Origin of the sequence: Jeongeupia wiesaeckerbachi (assembly GCF_050916355.1) — a bacterium.
Taxonomy (GTDB): Bacteria; Pseudomonadota; Gammaproteobacteria; order Burkholderiales; family Chitinibacteraceae; genus Jeongeupia; species Jeongeupia wiesaeckerbachi.
In genome coordinates this window covers 2,668,030-2,685,159 of record NZ_CP136946.1, presented here as the reverse complement: position 1 = coordinate 2,685,159, position 17,130 = coordinate 2,668,030, and the positions used below count along the sequence as shown (strand labels likewise).

16 protein-coding genes and 2 tRNA genes are annotated in these 17,130 nt (G+C 59.7%); 10 read left to right on the top strand and 8 right to left on the bottom strand.

The window, feature by feature from the left end; genetic code table 11:
- Positions 1-484 precede the first annotated feature (484 nt).
- The 8 genes from R0382_RS13150 to R0382_RS13115 all read left to right on the top strand — a co-directional run bounded on the left by R0382_RS13150 (position 485) and on the right by R0382_RS13115 (position 4,564).
- Positions 485-862 carry a GCN5 family acetyltransferase gene (locus tag R0382_RS13150; RefSeq protein WP_432720091.1) on the top strand — a complete coding sequence of 126 codons (378 nt, stop codon included), beginning with the start codon at positions 485-487 and terminating at the stop codon, positions 860-862.
- A gap of 821 nt (positions 863-1,683) precedes the next feature.
- On the top strand, positions 1,684-2,001 hold the full coding sequence (locus R0382_RS13145) for a hypothetical protein (protein WP_432720090.1): 318 nt from the start codon (positions 1,684-1,686) through the stop codon (positions 1,999-2,001).
- Between the two features lie 36 nt (positions 2,002-2,037).
- Entirely contained in the window at positions 2,038-2,451 is a 414-nt protein-coding gene (locus R0382_RS13140) for a hypothetical protein (RefSeq protein ID WP_432720089.1), read from the top strand.
- A gap of 93 nt (positions 2,452-2,544) precedes the next feature.
- Complete coding sequence (locus R0382_RS13135; protein ID WP_432720087.1) at positions 2,545-2,817, top strand: hypothetical protein; 273 nt, start codon at positions 2,545-2,547, stop codon at positions 2,815-2,817.
- A gap of 160 nt (positions 2,818-2,977) precedes the next feature.
- A complete protein-coding gene (locus R0382_RS13130) occupies positions 2,978-3,247 on the top strand; it encodes a hypothetical protein (RefSeq protein ID WP_432720086.1) in 270 nt (89 codons plus the stop codon).
- A gap of 160 nt (positions 3,248-3,407) precedes the next feature.
- Entirely contained in the window at positions 3,408-3,620 is a 213-nt protein-coding gene (locus R0382_RS13125) for a hypothetical protein (RefSeq protein WP_432720085.1), read from the top strand.
- Between the two features lie 67 nt (positions 3,621-3,687).
- Positions 3,688-4,074, top strand: a complete 387-nt coding sequence (locus R0382_RS13120; protein WP_432720084.1) for a ribonuclease E inhibitor RraB — start codon at positions 3,688-3,690, stop codon at positions 4,072-4,074.
- A 61-nt stretch (positions 4,075-4,135) separates the two neighbouring features.
- Complete coding sequence (locus tag R0382_RS13115) at positions 4,136-4,564, top strand: hypothetical protein (RefSeq protein ID WP_432720082.1); 429 nt, start codon at positions 4,136-4,138, stop codon at positions 4,562-4,564.
- Positions 4,565-5,701: 1,137 nt separating this feature from the next.
- Here the strand turns inward: R0382_RS13115 and R0382_RS13110 are convergent.
- The 8 genes from R0382_RS13110 to rnr all read right to left on the bottom strand — a co-directional run bounded on the left by R0382_RS13110 (position 5,702) and on the right by rnr (position 16,732).
- Positions 5,702-8,860: an efflux RND transporter permease subunit gene (locus tag R0382_RS13110; protein ID WP_432720081.1), complete on the bottom strand. Its 3,159-nt coding sequence runs from the start codon at positions 8,858-8,860 to the stop codon at positions 5,702-5,704.
- Positions 8,857-10,323 (bottom strand): efflux RND transporter periplasmic adaptor subunit, encoded by a 1,467-nt coding sequence (locus R0382_RS13105; protein WP_432720079.1) that lies wholly within the window; start codon positions 10,321-10,323, stop codon positions 8,857-8,859. The genes R0382_RS13110 and R0382_RS13105 overlap by 4 nt, the downstream gene beginning before the upstream one ends.
- Positions 10,323-11,528 (bottom strand): TolC family protein, encoded by a 1,206-nt coding sequence (locus R0382_RS13100; RefSeq protein WP_432720077.1) that lies wholly within the window; start codon positions 11,526-11,528, stop codon positions 10,323-10,325. Before R0382_RS13100 ends, R0382_RS13105 begins: the two co-directional genes overlap by 1 nt.
- A gap of 130 nt (positions 11,529-11,658) precedes the next feature.
- The gene (locus R0382_RS13095) at positions 11,659-12,036 is read right to left on the bottom strand and encodes a hypothetical protein (RefSeq protein ID WP_432720076.1); all 378 of its coding nucleotides are present in this window, start codon (positions 12,034-12,036) and stop codon (positions 11,659-11,661) included.
- 72 nt (positions 12,037-12,108) lie between these two features.
- Entirely contained in the window at positions 12,109-12,540 is a 432-nt protein-coding gene (locus R0382_RS13090) for a protein YgfX (protein ID WP_432720075.1), read from the bottom strand.
- Positions 12,537-13,250: an SIMPL domain-containing protein gene (locus R0382_RS13085; protein WP_432720074.1), complete on the bottom strand. Its 714-nt coding sequence runs from the start codon at positions 13,248-13,250 to the stop codon at positions 12,537-12,539. Before R0382_RS13085 ends, R0382_RS13090 begins: the two co-directional genes overlap by 4 nt.
- Before the next feature lie 67 nt (positions 13,251-13,317).
- Positions 13,318-13,677, bottom strand: coding sequence for a hypothetical protein (locus R0382_RS13080; RefSeq protein ID WP_432720073.1), 360 nt, complete (start codon positions 13,675-13,677; stop codon positions 13,318-13,320).
- A 109-nt stretch (positions 13,678-13,786) separates the two neighbouring features.
- A complete protein-coding gene (gene rnr, locus R0382_RS13075; protein ID WP_432720071.1) occupies positions 13,787-16,732 on the bottom strand; it encodes a ribonuclease R in 2,946 nt (981 codons plus the stop codon).
- Between the two features lie 63 nt (positions 16,733-16,795).
- Between rnr and R0382_RS13070 the strand changes: the two genes are divergently transcribed.
- Positions 16,796-16,882 (top strand) — tRNA-Leu (locus tag R0382_RS13070).
- Positions 16,883-16,920: 38 nt separating this feature from the next.
- Positions 16,921-17,007: transfer RNA gene (locus R0382_RS13065), tRNA-Leu, on the top strand.
- The last annotated feature ends 123 nt before the right edge of the window (positions 17,008-17,130 follow it).

The window sequence follows — 17,130 nt, the reverse complement described above, 5'->3', positions numbered from 1 at the left end:
AGTTGCATTGAAGGAAAGAAAGGACCCATTGACAAAATTTTTAGCTCAAAAACAAAAATAACAATCAGCTGAACAACCCGAACAACCCCTAACCCGTCAATCAACCCGGACCGCCTTCGGCGTCCGGTTATTTCCAACGTTGGGCCGGCTAAGCTATGGCAATTCACGCAGAAAGAAAAATCACTTACCTTGTAGCGAGTGACGTCAATCCGAGAGATGGAATTGGTCTGGAAACCTATATCGATGGCGAACTCGTTATGGAAATCTTCAGGGACGACACCGAGCGAAGAACCTGCATGAGGTTGTTCGCGAAAGAGGTTGAGTTTGACGTTCTCGAAGCGTCGATCGCGAAGTACAAGGAACGAATCGACGTCAACTATATCGAGTATCCGAATGAGTAATCTATTGCCCAACAATTCCGTCAACCTGACCGCCGCATCGCTGCGCGCTGCAGCGTCCGGTTACGTCTAACGTTAGGCATTTCATGAGATTTCCACCTGCTATAGATCCCACACAAGTAGGCGAATACCCAGCGCTGACCAAGTCTGGCGGCGGGTACTTTTATGATCATGTATTGGAATATCGCGTTTGGTGCCACCCCGAAAAAGGTTCACCAGATCACCATGACGGCGGTGACTATTTCTATGCATTCGCTACTTACGATGAAGCCCTGGCACTCTCACAAAGCACAGAGGGTGCGGAAGAGCCATTAGTCTTAGTCCGGCAACTAGAATGGATTGATGAGCCTCAAGACGGTCAATACATTCACGAAAAAGGCGAGCGAATAACTGAATGGCGGGTTGAATGGCTTACCGATGGTCCTCGCAAACCAAACGACATTGAAAATTTTATAAAGAAATAAATGCCTAACCTTTCAGTCAACCTGACTGCCCAAAGCTACGCTTTGGGTTCCCTCCGTTGCTGCGCAACTCCGGCGGCAGGTTACTTCCAACGTTAGGGTCGAAGCAGTTTCATCAATAAACCGTTGGTGAGTATTTCGTTCTCGTCTTGCAATTCATGGCAAATTCGCTTCGTAGAAATGCAGCAATCTCGCCACAACATCGCCAGGTTGTGTTTGGGTACGTGAAATTAGCTGGTCTAATCGAAGTTGGGTTCGCCGGCTGCGCACCGTGGCGCGGTAAGGTCTCGGCCAAAGTTCGTGCCATGCGTCGCGTCGCTATTTTTCAGCGCGGTGGTTTTTTGAAACAACAGCGGTTGGGGTGTCAGGCGGTCTTAGCAACCAACCGTCCCGCCCTAACCCGTCACTCCTCAAGCGGACCGGCCAAAGCTACGCTTTGTCCGTCCGCTTAGTTCACACGTTAGGTCCCTATGAAGAAGCTTTGGCTTGTACTCCGAACTTGCTGGTGCTCAGTCGCGGCATATCTTCCAGTGGCAGTAAATAACATCAATCAGCGGCTACTCGCAGAAATCGGTTGTCCACCTATTGGTGATTGTTACCGGCCAGGAACATCGGCTTCATTTGAGCTTGATATTTTCGTAATTATCACGGCCATTCTTGTCTGGCCAGTATGTATTTGGCATTTAGGGGGTAGAGTCTTTTTTCTGTGGACTAAAGCCAATTCTGGCAAAAATGCCTAACCCCTCACTCAAGCGGACCGGCCAAAGCTGCGCTTTGTCCGTCCGCTTAGTTTCAACGTTAGGGCTTTATCACGAGGTACGATAATGGCCAAAATGCTGGAACCATACCAAACAGTTATAGTGGAGAGTTATATACCTTCCAAAACTACGGGGTTGCACGGCATCGTTCACATTCGCCCAGTTAACGGCCAAGGCTTTCCAGAAAATCTTCACGTTCAATGCTCGAAAACCTTGTCACGTGATTACCCTGTAGGAACAAAATTTAAAATTAATGCAAAGCTCACTGATCGTAAAGATGGTGGTGAATTTCTCTACAGCTCCTATCGCTGGAAATTCGAGGTATTGGAGAAATTAGCCAATCACATGCCAGCCCTAACACTTCATTCAACCCGGACTGGCTAAAGCCAGCCGGTTAATTCAAACGTTAGAGCGCAAACGATGAGCAGCATCCTCGATCTCGGGAAAGAGCACCTTCACGAAGCACTGGAAGGAAATCCAGAAGAGCTAAAGGCTCTCTTCCGTGCTCGTGTCTCGGGCTGGGGAAAAACCTATGCCCACGAAGAAGAAATGACCGTTGGTCTTTTCAACGATCTTGAGCAAAAGATCGAACCCTATGTGGCGTTCTCTTTGCTATCTGAGGTTGTCGAGTTGGCTGCGTCAGAAGAGGATTTCGATGGTTTTAACTGCGCTCTCGATCTTGCTTCGTCACTAGTTGTCGCGAGCGGAACGACAGAGATTCCAGGGGCTCTTCAAGCAAAGTTTTCCGCACTGGAAAGCAAGGCAGTGAGTTTCGGTGGCGAGCCCGTTGATTCAATCGCCGTAATCCGTGGGCACTACCGAAACGCGCTCTAACAATTCCGTCGAGAGGGACGTCCCAAAGCTGCGCTTTGGGTTCCCTCCGCCTACGGCTCCGGCCGCCCCTCACGTCAAACGTTAGGCCTCTTCATGACCGAACATGTTGATTTAGAGAAACGTTTATTAGCGGCAGCAATCTTTGAACTACGCGTGCTACTTGCTAACCATTTAGATTTTCAAGACCAAAGCCCAGCTGCTGTAGCCGCACAATTTGCTTATGCTTTACACAACCAAGCCCTATCTGTACTTGCAAACCAACCATTCGACGTGACGCAAGCGCTTGATGGTTTAGCCCGACTTGAGCCTCATCTTGGCAAAGCGTATTTACAGCAATTTCGGCAGGCCGTTCTTAATGAGGCCTAACACTTCATTCAACCCGGACGGGCTAACGCCCGCCGGTTAATTTCAAACGTTAGGCCGTAGCACCACTCACACTTTATTTGATATATGGCGATATGAAAAAACTAGTCAAAGCATTGCCAATTTTACTAGGTTCTCTTTTTTAATCACAGGATTGATTTTCTTGTTCTCCGAGAAAAGTATTGAAAGCTATACAAGCATAGGTTTCTTTTTAGGTATTGCGGCTATCGCTTTGGCTGGCTACCGGTTTCAAGTTTCACTAAACTCCGACGTAGCAGAAAATACGCTAGACGATGCAACTTCGGACATCTTGAGGAAAAACCGTGAAGCCGATGAGAACAAAATTCAACGCTACTTACCAACTGTGCCACTCTTTTTGTCTGGTGTCATTTGGCTCGTTGTCATGCAAGCCATCCGTTTATTCATGGCCTAACACTTCATTCAACCGGGACGGGCTAAAGCCCGCCCGTTAATTCAAACGTTAGAAAGGATAGCTTCACATGAAATTGTATTTAATCTTGTTAGTCTCCTTATGCACATCCTGCACCACTATGACTAACGCCACTACCACTACTGGTGAGGTCGGAATATCGATGGGCGATAGCTACGAAAAAGTTTTAGAAACCTTAAAACCGAATAACAGAATTACAAAAACAATTGAGGGCGGTGGCATTCGCGCAGAAGGCTACTCCACAATGACCAAGGACTGTAGAGTTAAGTACTTTATCTTCCAAGGTAAAGATGGGCTACAGCAAGTTAAATATGAACCAGCGCCTAATCTTTCTGTTAGTAACAAATGTCAGTAACTTTTCTAGCCCATCATTCAAGCGGGACTGGCTAAAGCCAGCCCCTTAATTCAAACGTTAGGGCGCTATGAAATTTCTCATCCATCTGACTTGGCTTCTTCTACTCTTTACTGGCCTCTGCTCGGCTCAGTCCATTGCGGAGCAACAGGATGCTCGCGTCATTGAGAATCTTGTTGCCGCCGGATCGGATATTTCAAAGCCTCACAATATTGACTTCTTCATGCTCCTTCCGAGCAAGGCGAAAGCCAAGGCGGCAGCTACTGAGATTGAGCAGCTTGGCTACACCATCGCATCAGTCGATCGCCCTCCCGGACAGTCGCAATGGCAGATTCATGCTACCCGCGTGATGGCACCGCAACTTGAGGCAATGACTGCCACCACTCGCGCTCTTGAGGCGGTAGCCGCCAAGCATGGCGGTGACTATGATGGCTGGGGCACGGGCGTTGTCGAATAGCGCCCTAACAATTCATTCAAGCCGACGCCGCTTCGCGGCGCGGCTTAATTCAGGCGTTAGAGTGCTTCAGCAGATGGAACTTCGAGCAACCATCCTCGCATTTTTAACCAGCATGGCAATAGGCCTGACCTTGGTTAGCATCCTTGGTGCATTCTGCTTTTTCGGTTTCAGCGAACAGGTTCTAGGAGCTCCAGAAGCTCTTATTAATATGCTCTTTTTTGTCCCAGCAGCAGCTCTAGGTTTTGTTGCGGGTCGCCTTGCCTTGGAAAAACCGCTAGTTACTGCCTTACTCGCAGGCCTTATTTCAGCCACATTCTGGTCTGTCCTTATCAATGTACTAGCCAAGACCGTTGACGAAGCCATTCCTTTGTATAGCACCGATGATTTTCTAAAAACCGATCTTCCATCGTTATTACTTGGCATAGTGGTGGCCTACTTCACTTTCGGAGTGCGTCAGCACTCTAACAAGTCGTTCAAGGCGGACGCCTAACGGCGCCGCCTTAATTCCAACGTTAGGTGCTCAGTTGATTCCCCTGCATCGGAAAGAAATTTTCTTGCTAATTTATTTAATTGTTAGCCTTGGTTTTATGGCATGCCACAATGAAATATTCAGTTACGAAACCTTATCTAAAAATGTTTCGTACAGCAGATCACTTATCTCCAGCATTCCGTACGTGCTTTTTGACACATTGCTGCTTTACGTTATTTTGCGCCCACGCAGTTATTCTTATTCGTGGCGTCGCGCACTTGCCGCACTGTTAATTTTTTCGGCTTACACACTACTAAGTCTAATAACCATTGTTCACGCTCCTAGTTGGCATATAGCGCATGTAGTTATTCTTTTTTTACTATTAGTATTCTTGTTACTATTGTTTTTAAATTCACTATTAGCAAGATTTGACCAAAATAAGCCGTCAAGCACCTAACACTTCATTCAACCCGGACGGGCTAAAGCCAGCCGGTTAATTCAAACGTTAGCCGTCACAATCGATGCGCACTTACCCATTACTTGATGAGCAAGGCCGCCTATGCGCCTTTGAGGTGAACTCATTGCTAGGGCGTCGTGTTGCGCGTCGCATAGTCGCATCAATTCCCGGGGCTGCTGTCACTCGGTCCAACTTGCGGGAAGACATATTTTGCGAATTCTCGGTTGCAGGTTCGTTGTTCACTATTGAAGAACCATACGGTGACAACAGCCGATACTGGATCGGCCCGGCAGACGAGAGTGGCATACAGATCATCGAAATTGTTCGCGCGCACTTCGCTGCAAACCAAGTAGGCTTTTGGGTAGTTCGCATAGTCGCATTGCTCTGCTGCGGGCTCCTAGCATTGGCGGCCTACGAAGCTGCGCACCGCTTCATTGCTCAGGATCGCTACCTAGATTCGGGAACCAGCGACTCAATGAATGTGAAGATACGCGCAGTAGCGGCTAACACTTCGGTCAACCGGGACCGGCTAACGCCGGCCCGTTACTTCAAACGCTAGGCCTGCGAACACATCATAATTACCCACGATAAGCACCTGTTTTTTTACCGCATAGGAAAGCCCAGCTTGGCTGGGCTTTTTACGTATCTTGCATGTCAATTCAATGCCGATTTATCAATCAGTGAAGAAAAGGCATGCAAGGTTATGTGTCGACCTCCACTTGCTGCTTCGTCGCAACACCATTGCGCCGTCGCCGCATCAGCAGGTAGGCCGCCGGAATCACGAACATCGACAGCAACGGCGCGGTGATCATGCCGCCGACCATCGGCGCGGCGATCCGGCTCATCACTTCCGAGCCGGCGCCGCTGCCCCAGAGGATGGGCAAGAGGCCGACGAGGATGGTCGCAACCGTCATCACCTTGGGCCGGACACGCTGGACCGCGCCCTCGACGATCGCCGCCTTGACCGTTGCAGCGTCACCCGCGACCCCGCCGATCTCGCGCGCTTCGAGCGCCTGCTTCAGGTACAGCAGCATGATCACGCCGAACTCGGCCGACACGCCGGCCAGCGCGATAAAGCCGACGCCGGCGGCCACCGACAGGTGATAGCCGAGCAGATCGAGGAACCAGACGCCGCCGATCAGCGCGAACGGCAGCGTCGCCATGATCAAGAGCGCCTCGTCGATGCGCCGGAACGTCAGGTAGAGCAACACGAAGATGATCAGCAAGGTCGCCGGAACGACGAGCTTGAGCCGCGCGTTGGCGCGCTCCATGTACTCGAACTGCCCCGAATAGCCGATGCTGACGCCGGGTGGCGCCTTGAGCTGCCGCGCCACCGCCGCCTGCAGATCGTGGACGACGGCGCCAAGATCACGATCGCGCACGTCGATGTAGACCCACGACGCAAGCCGGCCGTTCTCGCTTTTGAGCATCGGCGGGCCGTCGACGACGGCGATCCGGGCGACGGTGCCGAGCGTGATCTGCGCCCCCGATGGGGTCAGCACCGGCAGATCGCGCAGCTGCTGCACGCTGTCGCGGATTTCGCGCGGATAGCGGATGTTGATCGGGTAACGCGCCGTCCCTTCGACGGTTTCGCCGATGCTCTCGCCGCCGATCAGCCGTGCAACCACCGACTGTACGTCGGCGATATTGAGGCCGTAGCGGCCGGCAGCGATGCGGTCGATGTCGACGTCGATATAGCGCCCGCCCGACAGCCGCTCGGCCAGGCTCGACGACACGCCGGGCACGGCCTTGGCGATGTGCTCGACCTTGATCGCGGCCTTCTCGATCTGCGCCAGATCACTGCCCGAAACCTTGACCCCGATCGGGCTCTTGATCCCGGTTGCCAGCATGTCGATGCGGTTGCGGATCGGCGGCACCCAGATGTTCGCCAGCCCCGGCACCCTGACGACGCGGTCGAGTTCGGCGACGAGCTTCTCGGGCGTCATCCCCGGCCGCCACTGGTCGCGCGGCTTGAACTGGATCGTCGTCTCGAACATCTCCATCGGCGCGTTGTCGGTCGCGCTGTCGGCGCGGCCGGCCTTGCCGAATACCGTCGCAACCTCGGGCACCGTCTTGATCAGCCGGTCGGTCTGCTGCAACAGCTCGGCCGCCTTGCCCGCCGACAATCCGGGCAGCGCGCTCGGCATGTACAGAAGGTCGCCCTCGTCCATATTCGGCAGGAACTCGCCGCCGAGCCGCGACGCCGGAATGATCGTCGTCAGCAGCGCGACCAGCGCGACGAGCAGCGTCGTTTTCGGTCTGCGCAGCACCGAGTCGATCAGCGGCTGGTAGGCGCGGATCAACCAGCGGTTGAGCGGGTTCTTCGCTTCGGACGGAATGTGCCCGCGTATCCAGTAGCCCATCAGCACCGGCACCAGCGTGACCGACAGGCCGGCGGCGGCGGCCATCGCGTAGCTCTTGGTATAGGCAAGCGGGCCGAACAGCCGGCCTTCCTGCGCTTCGAGCGTGAAGATCGGGATGAACGACAGCGTGATGATCAAGAGGCTGAAGAACAGCGCCGGACCGACCTCAGCCGCCGCGTCGCCGATCACGCGCCAGCGCGCGTCGCCGGCGAGCGTGTCGCCCGGATGATCGTGCTGCCACGCTTCGAGCTTCTTGTGGGCGTTTTCGATCATCACCACCGCCGCATCGACCATCGCGCCGATCGCGATCGCGATTCCGCCCAGCGACATGATGTTGGCGTTGACGCCCTGATAGCGCATCACGACAAAGGCCATCAGGATACCCAGCGGCAAGGTGATGATCGCGACGAAGGCCGAGCGCAGATGCCACAGGAACACCACGCACACCAGCGCGACGACGACGAATTCCTCGATCAGCTTGTGGCTGAGGTTCTCGACCGCGTGGTCGATCAGCTGGCTGCGATCGTAGGTGGTGACGATCTCGACACCGGGCGGCAGGCTGGTCTTCAGCGCTGCCAGCTTGGCCTTGACCGCGGCAATCGTCTCCCGGGCGTTCTTGCCGCTGCGCAGGATCACCACGCCGCCGACGACTTCACCCAGGCCGTTCAGCTCGGCGATGCCACGGCGCATCTCGGGGCCGATCTGTACGCGCGCGACGTCGCCGAGCGTGACGACGGTGCCGGAGACGGTCTTCAGCGGAATCGCCCGGAAGTCGTCCAGCGTTTTCAGATAGCCCGTTGCTCGCACCATGTACTCGGCCTCGGCCAGTTCGAGCACCGAGCCGCCGGCCTCGCTATTGGCCTTGCCGACCGCATCGACCAGCGCATCGGCGCTGATGCCGTAGCCGGCCAGCTTCACCGGGTCGGGAACGATCTGGTACTGCTTGACCATGCCGCCGATCGCCGCAACCTCGGCGACATTGGGCAAGGTCTTGAGCTCATAGCGCAGAAACCAGTCCTGCAGGCTGCGCAGCTCGGCCAGGCTGCGCGTACCACTCTTGTCGACCAGCGCGTACTCGTAGATCCAGCCGACACCGGTGGCATCCGGCCCCAGCGCCGGGCGCGCGCTGGCCGGCAACTTGCCCTGCACCTGATTCAGGTACTCGAGCACGCGCGACCGTGCCCAGTACAGATCGGTGTGATCGTCGAACAGCACGTAGACGTAGGAATCGCCGAAGAACGAGTAACCGCGCACCGTCTTGACACCCGGCACCGACAGCATCGTCGTTGTCAGCGGATAGGTGACCTGATCCTCGACGATGCGCGGCGCCTGGCCCGGGTACGGCGTGCGGATGATCACCTGCACGTCGGACAGATCGGGCAGCGCGTCGACGGACGTCGTGCGCACCGCCCAGACACCCCAGACGGCCAGCATCACCGTCACCAGCAACACCATGAAGCGGTTGCGGATCGACCAGTGGATCAGCGCGGCGATCATTGCTGACCTCCGCCGGTCTTGCTCATCGACGCAATCATCACGTCGTCGCCATGCATCATCAGCGTGAAGCGCACGGTGTCACCGACCGCGATGCCCTTGGCGGTGGACGAGCTCATCAGCGTGAACGGCATCGTCATCGCCGGCCATTCGAGCGCGGCAATCGGCTCGTGTGCGAGCGTCACCGAGCCGGCCCCGACCGATTTAACGACGCCGACGCCTTCGAGCGGCGCCATTGCCGTCTGGCTGGCGACTGCAGCCGGCGCACTCGCCATCCGCGCCAGTACGCCACGCAGGCTCGCCTCCGAATCGATCATGAACTGGCCCGAAGCGACGACCTGCTGCCCTTCGCTCAGGCCCGCAAAGATCTCGGTCTTGCCGCCCGCCTCCCTGCCGATCTTGACCTCGGCCGGGCTGAAACCACCCTTGCCGTCGGCGACGATGACGACAAAGCGCTTGCCGGTGGCGATCAGGGCATCGCTCGGCACCAGTAGCGCCGGCGTCGCCTCGCCGGACAGCGTCACCCGTGCATACAGGCCGGGCCGCAACCGGCCGTCCTTGTTCTGCACCGCGATCCGTACCCGAACGGTGCGGGTATCCAGCTTGAGCTCGGGCACCAGCGCCGTCACCTTGCCAGCGACCGGTGCATTCGGCCACGCGGCGAAATGCGCCTGCACCGGCGCCCCGATGCGCAGCGTCGCGGCTTGCGCCTCGGGCACGTCGGCCTCGATCCACACGCTGGCCAGCCCGTTGATCCGTGCCAACGCCTGCCCTGCCGTCAGGGTCATGCCCTGACGCACGCCAAGCTCGGCAATCATCCCGCCACGCGGCGCGCTGATCGTCACCACCGGTCGCGCCACGCCGCTGCGCTCGAGCTGCGCCACCGCCGCCGCGCTCATCCCCAGCTGGATCAGCCGCGATTTCGCCGCCGCCGCCAGCTGTGCATCGCCGCGCAGCGCCAGGTATTCGTTCTGTGCCGCCAGCCACTCGGGCACACGCACGTCGGCCAGCGGACTGCCTGCGGCGACCACGTCGCCGGTCGCCAGCGGATAGGCGCGCTCGACGATGCCGCCGGTACGCACCTGGACGATCGCCACATCGCGGTCGTTGAAGACGACGGTGCCGGACACCGACAAACCGCCGGCCAGCTCGCCGCGCTCGACCCTGGCCAGCTTGACGCCGGTGTTCTGCGTCAGCGCCGGGTCGATGCGTACGCCGCTCGATGCGTCCCCGGCCTCGTCCGCGTAACGCGGCACGAGCGCCATGTCCATGAAGGGTGACTTGCCCGGCTTGTCGAAGTGCGCATCGGGCTTCATCGGGTCGTACCAGTACAGCACCGGTTTGTCGGGCACGCCGCTCGGGGCCGACGCGGCCTGATCCAGCCCCTTGCGGGCGCCCATCCAGCCGCCGAACGCACCGATGCCCAGTGCCGCGATGGCGATCGCAATCGTAGTCCTGGTGTTCATCAGTGCGCTCCGGTCAGGAAGTAGAGCCGGGTGTCGGCATTGGCGAGTTGGGATTCGAGCTCGATCGCACGCATCTGTGCGGCCAGTCGCGCCTTGCGCGCGCCCAGCACGCTGTCGCTGCCCTTGCCCGACTTCATTCCGGCGAGCGCAAGTTCGACCTGCTGGTCGATCAGCGGCAGGGTGCGCGTTTTCAGCCGGTCCACCTGAGCGAGGGTCGCCATCCGCTCGGCGCGCAGTTCGTCGATCTGCTGCCGGTAGCCCGCCATCCGAGCCTGCCGTTCGGCGTCGCTCTTCTGCACATTGGCCAGCGCAGCGGCGATCTTCGGGTCCTGGCGCGATGCGGCGAACACCGGCAGATCGAAGCTGAACTTCACCATCGCCATGCCCTGATCCATCGCGTCGTAACCCCAGCCGACCTCGACGCCCCAGTTGGGCTTTTTCGCCGCCCGTGCCAGTGCCAACTCGGCCTGCGCGGCGCCCACCTGCGTTGCCGCTGCGCGGATCTCGGGTTGTTCGGCAATGTCGTCGGCCTGTGCGCGTGCGGCGGTCAGCCACGCCGGCAACCCACCCGTGACCGGCTGCGCGGCCAGTTCCGGGCCGACCCAGCGCGCCAGCTGCGCCCGGGCCCTGGCACGATCGCGTTCGATGTCGTCACGGCTGTCGTCGAGCTGGTCGCGTTCGAGCCGTGCCGCCAGCGCGGCGTCGGCCGATGCCCCGCCCTTGAGCGCGGCAACGCCCGCCTGCTGGCTGTGCCGATTGTCAGCATCCTGGGCCGCCAGTACATCCAGCTTGCGATCGAGGTAGTGCAATGCCAGCCACGCCAGCGTGGTTTCGCGCCGGGCGTTGAGTTGCGCATAGCGGGCCTGCGCCTCGCTGGTCTGCAGCTGCGCACCGGCGATCTGCCGCTCGGCGTCGCGAAGGTCGCCGTTCGGCACTTCCTGCATCAGGCTGACCATGCGCTTGGCGTCACCGACACGGTAGGCGTCGGGGCCGGACGTCTGCAGGTCGTCGACCCAGACCGACAGCTTGGGATCGGGCAAGGCACCGGCCGAACGGGTCAACGACTGGGCGGCGCTCGTCGCGGCGGCACTGGCGGCGATGTCGGGTGCCGTACCGGTGGCGGCAAGGGCTTCATCAAGGGTCAGCGCATGCGCGCCGACGCTGGCGGCACCGAATGTGGCGGCCAGAACGAATAAGGGGGACATGGGTCTCTCCACGCGGTTTCGAATGCGTTCGGTGGAGAGCACGATGTGCATGCCCGATGCTCCCGGGTGTGTGGGAGCAGGACAGCACGATGCAGTCAGGCCGAACGCGAAGACGAGCGATCAGCGCGGACTAATTGCGAAAGACCTGGTACTGGATCCGGAGTGGCGGTGACGCAGCGATCAGCGTCGGCGGGTCGCCCCTGGCCTGCACGGTGCCGGCATCGGGCGCTTCAAGATAGGGTGACGCGAGGAACAGTGCGACAAAGAGCGGCGCCGCCAGCTGCGGCAGCTGCACGTCGGCCGATTGCGCTCCGTTCTGGCAATGTGCCTTGCAGATCACCGGCTGGACCATCTCCAGCATGTCGCAGTCGGACATGTCGAGCATCGGCGCGCGCGGTTGCGGCGGCAAGGCTTCGGCACAGGCATAGGCGGCCGTGACCAGCTGGGCAAAAACCAGCAGGATGGCGACGAGCCACGCCAGACGTGACGATTTGAAGCTTGCGAGCATGACAGGACTATAAACGGCAGCGGAACGTCGTTCAATCGGCAAAGGCGGTCACGCCTTTGATCCGGCGCAAGGTCAGCGTGGATCGCCGGCTTGCTGCAAGCGCCGCAACACCGCCGGCCGCGCCCAGCGCAGCCAGATCCGCCATTGGCGCAAGCTTTCGGCGTCAGCGCTGTCGGGCCACAGCACGAGCGAGGTCGTACCGCGCTCTCCCGATAGCTGCAAGGCGATCAGCCAGACGCCGACGCGCGAGCTTGGTGCCAGCGTCGCGGCACTACTGCTGCCGTCCGGCCAGTGCAGCGACAACGAGCCGTCATCGCAAGCCGCCAGTCCGATCGGCTGGCGCCGGCGACGCAGCAGCAGCGTTGCGCCGCACAGCCAGACCAGGCCGGCGGCACGCCACGGCCAGGGCGTCACGATGGCCGCTGCGACGGCGCCGGCCAGGGCCAGCGCGTGCAAGCCGCTTTGTTGCCGCGAACGGACCAGCCGCAGCGGCAACGGCGTCATTGCTGGACCTGGATGCTGCCCGACACGGTAACTGAAACACGGCTGTCGCCGCCTTCGAGCATGGGCGGTGCGGCACCGACGGCATCGGCCGACATCGCCCGCGCGGACTTGTACATCGGCATCGGCGGCTGCACCGATTGACCGGTGTCGACGTTGACGTTGATGACCTTGAAACCGCTACCGTCCAGATTGCGGCGGACCAGATCGGCGCGCTGGCGGAAGGCCTTGAGGCTCTCTTCGATCAACTCGTTTTCAACCTGATCGCGCCTCTGCTCCGACACCCCGTAACGGACATCCGCCAGCTGCATGCCGATGCCATTGGCGAGTGGCTGCTGCAACTCGCCCAGCAGTTTGGACAGCGCGGAAAAATCCTTGCTGTTCAGCCGCAACTCGCCCCGACCGCGCCAGCCTTCCTGCTTGTTGGTCTTGCTGTTGTAGATCGGGAAAGTGGTGTAGCCGGTGCCGCCCGACTGCACGCTGCCGACCGATTTGACGCGCTTGACCGCTGCGGCCAGCGTCTGGTTGACCTTGTCGGCCAGACGCGCCGGGTCGCTATCGCTCAGCTCGACATAGAGCAAGGCATGCGCGGTATCGTTGCCGACTTCGCGGCTCGACTGGGCATTCAGGTTGACGACGTTGTAGTTCAGCGTTTCAGCCAGAACCGGGCCGGACAAGCCGGCGAGCAACAGGCAGGCAGCAATGCGGCGCATACGTTTCCCTATCAAAAAGCCCCGCTGACGGGGCTGGAACCGAAGCAGGCGGCGACCCGCAGCGGCATCAGTGGTAGCTGTGATCCGACGGCGTGTTGTGGATTTCCTCTGCAACGCTATCCATCACGCCAAGGTGGATTTCGACGTCGAACCATTCCCAGAACAGCTTCAGATTGCGCTTCTTCGGCCAGAGTTCCTCGTCCCCTACCCACGACGACAACTCCATCTCGAAAATCTGTTCGGCAATTTCGTCGATATGCGCGACGCCGTCCTCGGGCTCGTTGGCCTCGGGGATCAGGATCACGGTGCAATCGGCACGGACGTCTTCCAGCGACAGCGGAATGTCGTTCCCCGGCAAGCCCAGCAGCCAGTCCAGGAAAGGCTGTTTCGGGCGAATCAGCGCGGCCGAACGGTCGACGATAAACATGATGAGAATTCCTTTTAAATCAAACAAATGCACACAGCATGCGCGCACCAGACGTCACGGTACGGGCAGCCCCGCAACCAGTGCAGGGCCGCCACGATACACGACTCGTTCAGGACTTAGCGCGACGCGTGCGCGGTTTCGTATCGGTCGGCGCGGGCTCGGCGACAACCGGCGGCGCCAGCAAGGCCGCAATGGCCGGCTTGCGACGCACCGGCGCCTTGGCGACCGGCGTCTCGGCCGGCGCTGGCGACACCGGCAGCGTAGCGGTCTTGGCCGACGGCGCACGTGAACGACGCGGCGTTGCCGGTTGCGCGGTCGGTTGCGCAGTCGGCGTCGGCTTTGCCGCCGGATTGGCCACGGGCTTCGCGGCAGCTGTCGCTGCAGGCGCAGGCGCTCCACCTGTCTTGGCGCGACCTGAACGCCCCGCTGCCGGTGCCGGCGCTTTCGCCGCGACGTTTTGGGCCGGAGCAACCGGCTTCGCCACCGCGGCCGCCTTGCGACGCGGCGCTGGCGTTTGCGCCAGTGCTGGCGTCGGCACTGGCGTTGGAGCCGGAGCCGGAGCCGGAGCCGGAGCCGGAGCCGGAGCCGGAGCCGGAGCCACAGAGCGTACCTTGGCATTCCGGCTGCGACGCGCCGGTTTGGCCGGCGCCGCTTGCACTGGATTCGCTGCTGGCGGTGCTACCGGTGCCTCGGCAGCCGGCGTGCGTGGCGCACGATCGCGATTGCCGCGACGTTTGCGTGTGCCGCGTCGGCCTTCGGTCTGGCGTTGCGGCTCGCCGGCGGCGGCAGGCTGTACAACAACGGGTTCGGCGACATCATCCGCCAGCACGAAATCGACCTTGCTGGTTTCAAGATTGACGCGCGCCACCTTGACCCTGATCCGATCGGTCAGGCGATAGAGCGCACCGCTGCGCTCGCCCTTCAGCTCGTGACGGCGCTCGTCGAAATTGAAGTAATCCTTGCCGAGCTCGGAAATGTGCAGCAGGCCTTCGACGTACAGGCCGTCGAGCATCACGAACAGGCCAAAGCCGGTGACGGCCGAAATCGTGCCTTCGAAGGTCTCGCCGACCTTGTCGCGCATGAAATAGCACTTGAGGAAATTCAGCACGTCACGGCTGGCTTCATCGGCACGACGTTCGGACATCGAGCACTGCAGGCCGAGGTCTTCCCACTTTTTCGCCGGTTTGTACTTCTTGCCGGCCAGCACCGCCTTGATCGCCCGATGGACCAGCAAGTCCGGATAGCGGCGGATCGGCGACGTAAAGTGCGCGTAGGCCTCGTAACCAAGACCGAAGTGGCCCTTGTTGTCCGGGCTGTACACCGCCTGACGCAGGCTGCGCAGCAGCAGCGTTTGCAGCAGGCCGGCATCCGGCCGCAATTTGATCTTTTCGAGCACCTCGGCGTAATCGGACGCGCTCGGTTCGTCGTCACCTTCGAGGAACAGTCCGCAGGTCTTCAGGTATTCGCGCAGGTATTCGAGCTTTTCCGGCGTCGGGCCTTCATGGACGCGGAACAGTGTCGGATGCTTGGATTCGATCAGGAAATCGGCCGCGCAGACGTTGGCCGCGAGCATGCACTCCTCGATCAGCTTGTGCGCGTCGTTGCGCACGACGGGAACGATCTCGTGGATTTTGCCCTTGTCGTCGAAACGGATCTCGGTTTCGGTGGTTTCGAAATCGATCGCGCCACGTTGCTTGCGCGCGGCCGAGAACGCCTGGAACAGCGCGTACAAGGTCTGCAGATGCGGCAGCAACTTCGCGTTCTGCTGCGCCAGCTCACCCTCGGGTTGCGAGAGCATGTTCCAGACCTTGTTGTACGTCAGCCGTGCTTTCGAATGCATCACCGCCGGATAGAAACGGTACTTCTTGATCAGACCCTTGGCGCTGACCTGCATATCGCAGACCATCGTCAGCCGTTCGACATCGGGATTGAGTGAGCAGATGCCGTTGGACAAGGCCTCCGGCAGCATCGGGATCACCCGGCGCGGGAAGTAAACCGAATTGCCGCGCTCGATCGACGTCAGATCCAGCGCGTCGTCCGGCGTCACGTAATGACTGACGTCGGCAATCGCGACGACAAGGCGCCAGCCCTTGCCCTTCTTTTCGGCAAAGACCGCGTCGTCGAAGTCCTTGGCGGTCTCGCCATCGATGGTCACCAGCGGCAAGTCGCGAATGTCCTCGCGCGCCACGCCCTTGATCGGTTGCCAATCCTTTTTGCGGACTTTCTGCGGCGTCGCAGCGGCCTGCGCCTCGGCGGCATCGCTGAAGACATGCGGCAGATTGTGTTTACGCAGCGCGATCTCGATTTCCATGCCCGGATCGTCATAGCGACCGAGAATGGCACTGATCCGGCCCAGCGGCTGCACATGGCGCTCGGGTTGCTGGACGATGTCGACGACGACGACCTGGCCCGGCTCGGCGCCATTGACGTCGCCCGGCGGGATCAGGATTTCCTGGCTGATGCGCTTATCTTCGGCGGTGACGATATTGACGCCGCGTTCGGTACGCAAACGACCAACCAAGGACGTGTTGACGCGGTCGAGCACCTCGACGATCTTGCCTTCGCGCCGACCACGACGGTCGACGCCGATCTGCTGGCCCAGTACGCGGTCGTTGTGCAGCACCTTGGCCATCTCGCGCGGCCCCAGATACAGATCGCCGGTGTCGTCATCGGGGACCAGAAAGCCAAAGCCGTCCGGATGGCCCTGAACGCGGCCGGCAATCAACGCCACTTTCTGCGGCAACACCAGCGCGCCCTTGCGGTTGATCATCAGCTCGGCTTCGCGCGCCATTGCGGCGAGCCGGCGCTGGAAGGCGATCTGTTCGTCCTCGGTGATATCGAGCATGCGGGCCAGTTCATCCGCATCGAGCGGCGCACCGGCATCGGCCAGCAGCTGCAGGATGAATTCGCGGCTGGGCAGCGGGGATTCGTAGCGCTCGCGTTCACGTGCGAGGTAGGGGTCTTGGGCGCGCAGGCCCTTGATTTTGGCTTTTCGCGCAGATCGCGGCGCGGGGGTGGAAATTTTTTCGGTTTTTTCGGCTTTAATTCTTGACATCGCTTCGACGCATCCTTATATTGGCGACCTCTCGAGCAGCAAGTAGTTTAGCGCAAGAGCAGTGCCCAGGTGGCGGAATTGGTAGACGCACTAGGTTCAGGTCCTAGCGGTGGCAACACCGTGGAAGTTCGAGTCTTCTCCTGGGCACCACTACTGACGATACAACTGCTTGCTTAATTGAGATAAATGCCCAGGTGGCGGAATTGGTAGACGCACTAGGTTCAGGTCCTAGCGGTGGCAACACCGTGGAAGTTCGAGTCTTCTCTTGGGCACCAATTACGACAAAAACCCCGATCCCCGGATCGGGGTTTTTGTTTTTGCGCCCCGCCCTGGCGATGCCGACCAATCACGCCTGCATCGCGGCTTGCCGAACAAGCGACACGCCACAAATCCCAGCA

What these genes read in the sequence shown, in the direction of transcription:
- R0382_RS13150 (WP_432720091.1), top strand. Translation starts at nt 485, where the DNA reads ATGAGATTTCCACCTGCTATAGATCCCACACAAGTAGGCGAATACCCA.
- R0382_RS13145 (WP_432720090.1), top strand. Translation starts at nt 1,684, where the DNA reads ATGGCCAAAATGCTGGAACCATACCAAACAGTTATAGTGGAGAGTTAT.
- R0382_RS13140 (WP_432720089.1), top strand. Translation starts at nt 2,038, where the DNA reads ATGAGCAGCATCCTCGATCTCGGGAAAGAGCACCTTCACGAAGCACTG.
- R0382_RS13135 (WP_432720087.1), top strand. Translation starts at nt 2,545, where the DNA reads ATGACCGAACATGTTGATTTAGAGAAACGTTTATTAGCGGCAGCAATC.
- R0382_RS13125 (WP_432720085.1), top strand. Translation starts at nt 3,408, where the DNA reads ATGGGCGATAGCTACGAAAAAGTTTTAGAAACCTTAAAACCGAATAAC.
- R0382_RS13120 (WP_432720084.1), top strand. Translation starts at nt 3,688, where the DNA reads ATGAAATTTCTCATCCATCTGACTTGGCTTCTTCTACTCTTTACTGGC.
- R0382_RS13110 (WP_432720081.1), bottom strand. Translation starts at nt 8,860, where the DNA reads ATGATCGCCGCGCTGATCCACTGGTCGATCCGCAACCGCTTCATGGTG.
- R0382_RS13105 (WP_432720079.1), bottom strand. Translation starts at nt 10,323, where the DNA reads ATGAACACCAGGACTACGATTGCGATCGCCATCGCGGCACTGGGCATC.
- R0382_RS13100 (WP_432720077.1), bottom strand. Translation starts at nt 11,528, where the DNA reads ATGTCCCCCTTATTCGTTCTGGCCGCCACATTCGGTGCCGCCAGCGTC.
- R0382_RS13095 (WP_432720076.1), bottom strand. Translation starts at nt 12,036, where the DNA reads ATGCTCGCAAGCTTCAAATCGTCACGTCTGGCGTGGCTCGTCGCCATC.
- R0382_RS13090 (WP_432720075.1), bottom strand. Translation starts at nt 12,540, where the DNA reads ATGACGCCGTTGCCGCTGCGGCTGGTCCGTTCGCGGCAACAAAGCGGC.
- R0382_RS13085 (WP_432720074.1), bottom strand. Translation starts at nt 13,250, where the DNA reads ATGCGCCGCATTGCTGCCTGCCTGTTGCTCGCCGGCTTGTCCGGCCCG.
- R0382_RS13080 (WP_432720073.1), bottom strand. Translation starts at nt 13,677, where the DNA reads ATGTTTATCGTCGACCGTTCGGCCGCGCTGATTCGCCCGAAACAGCCT.
- rnr (WP_432720071.1), bottom strand. Translation starts at nt 16,732, where the DNA reads ATGTCAAGAATTAAAGCCGAAAAAACCGAAAAAATTTCCACCCCCGCG.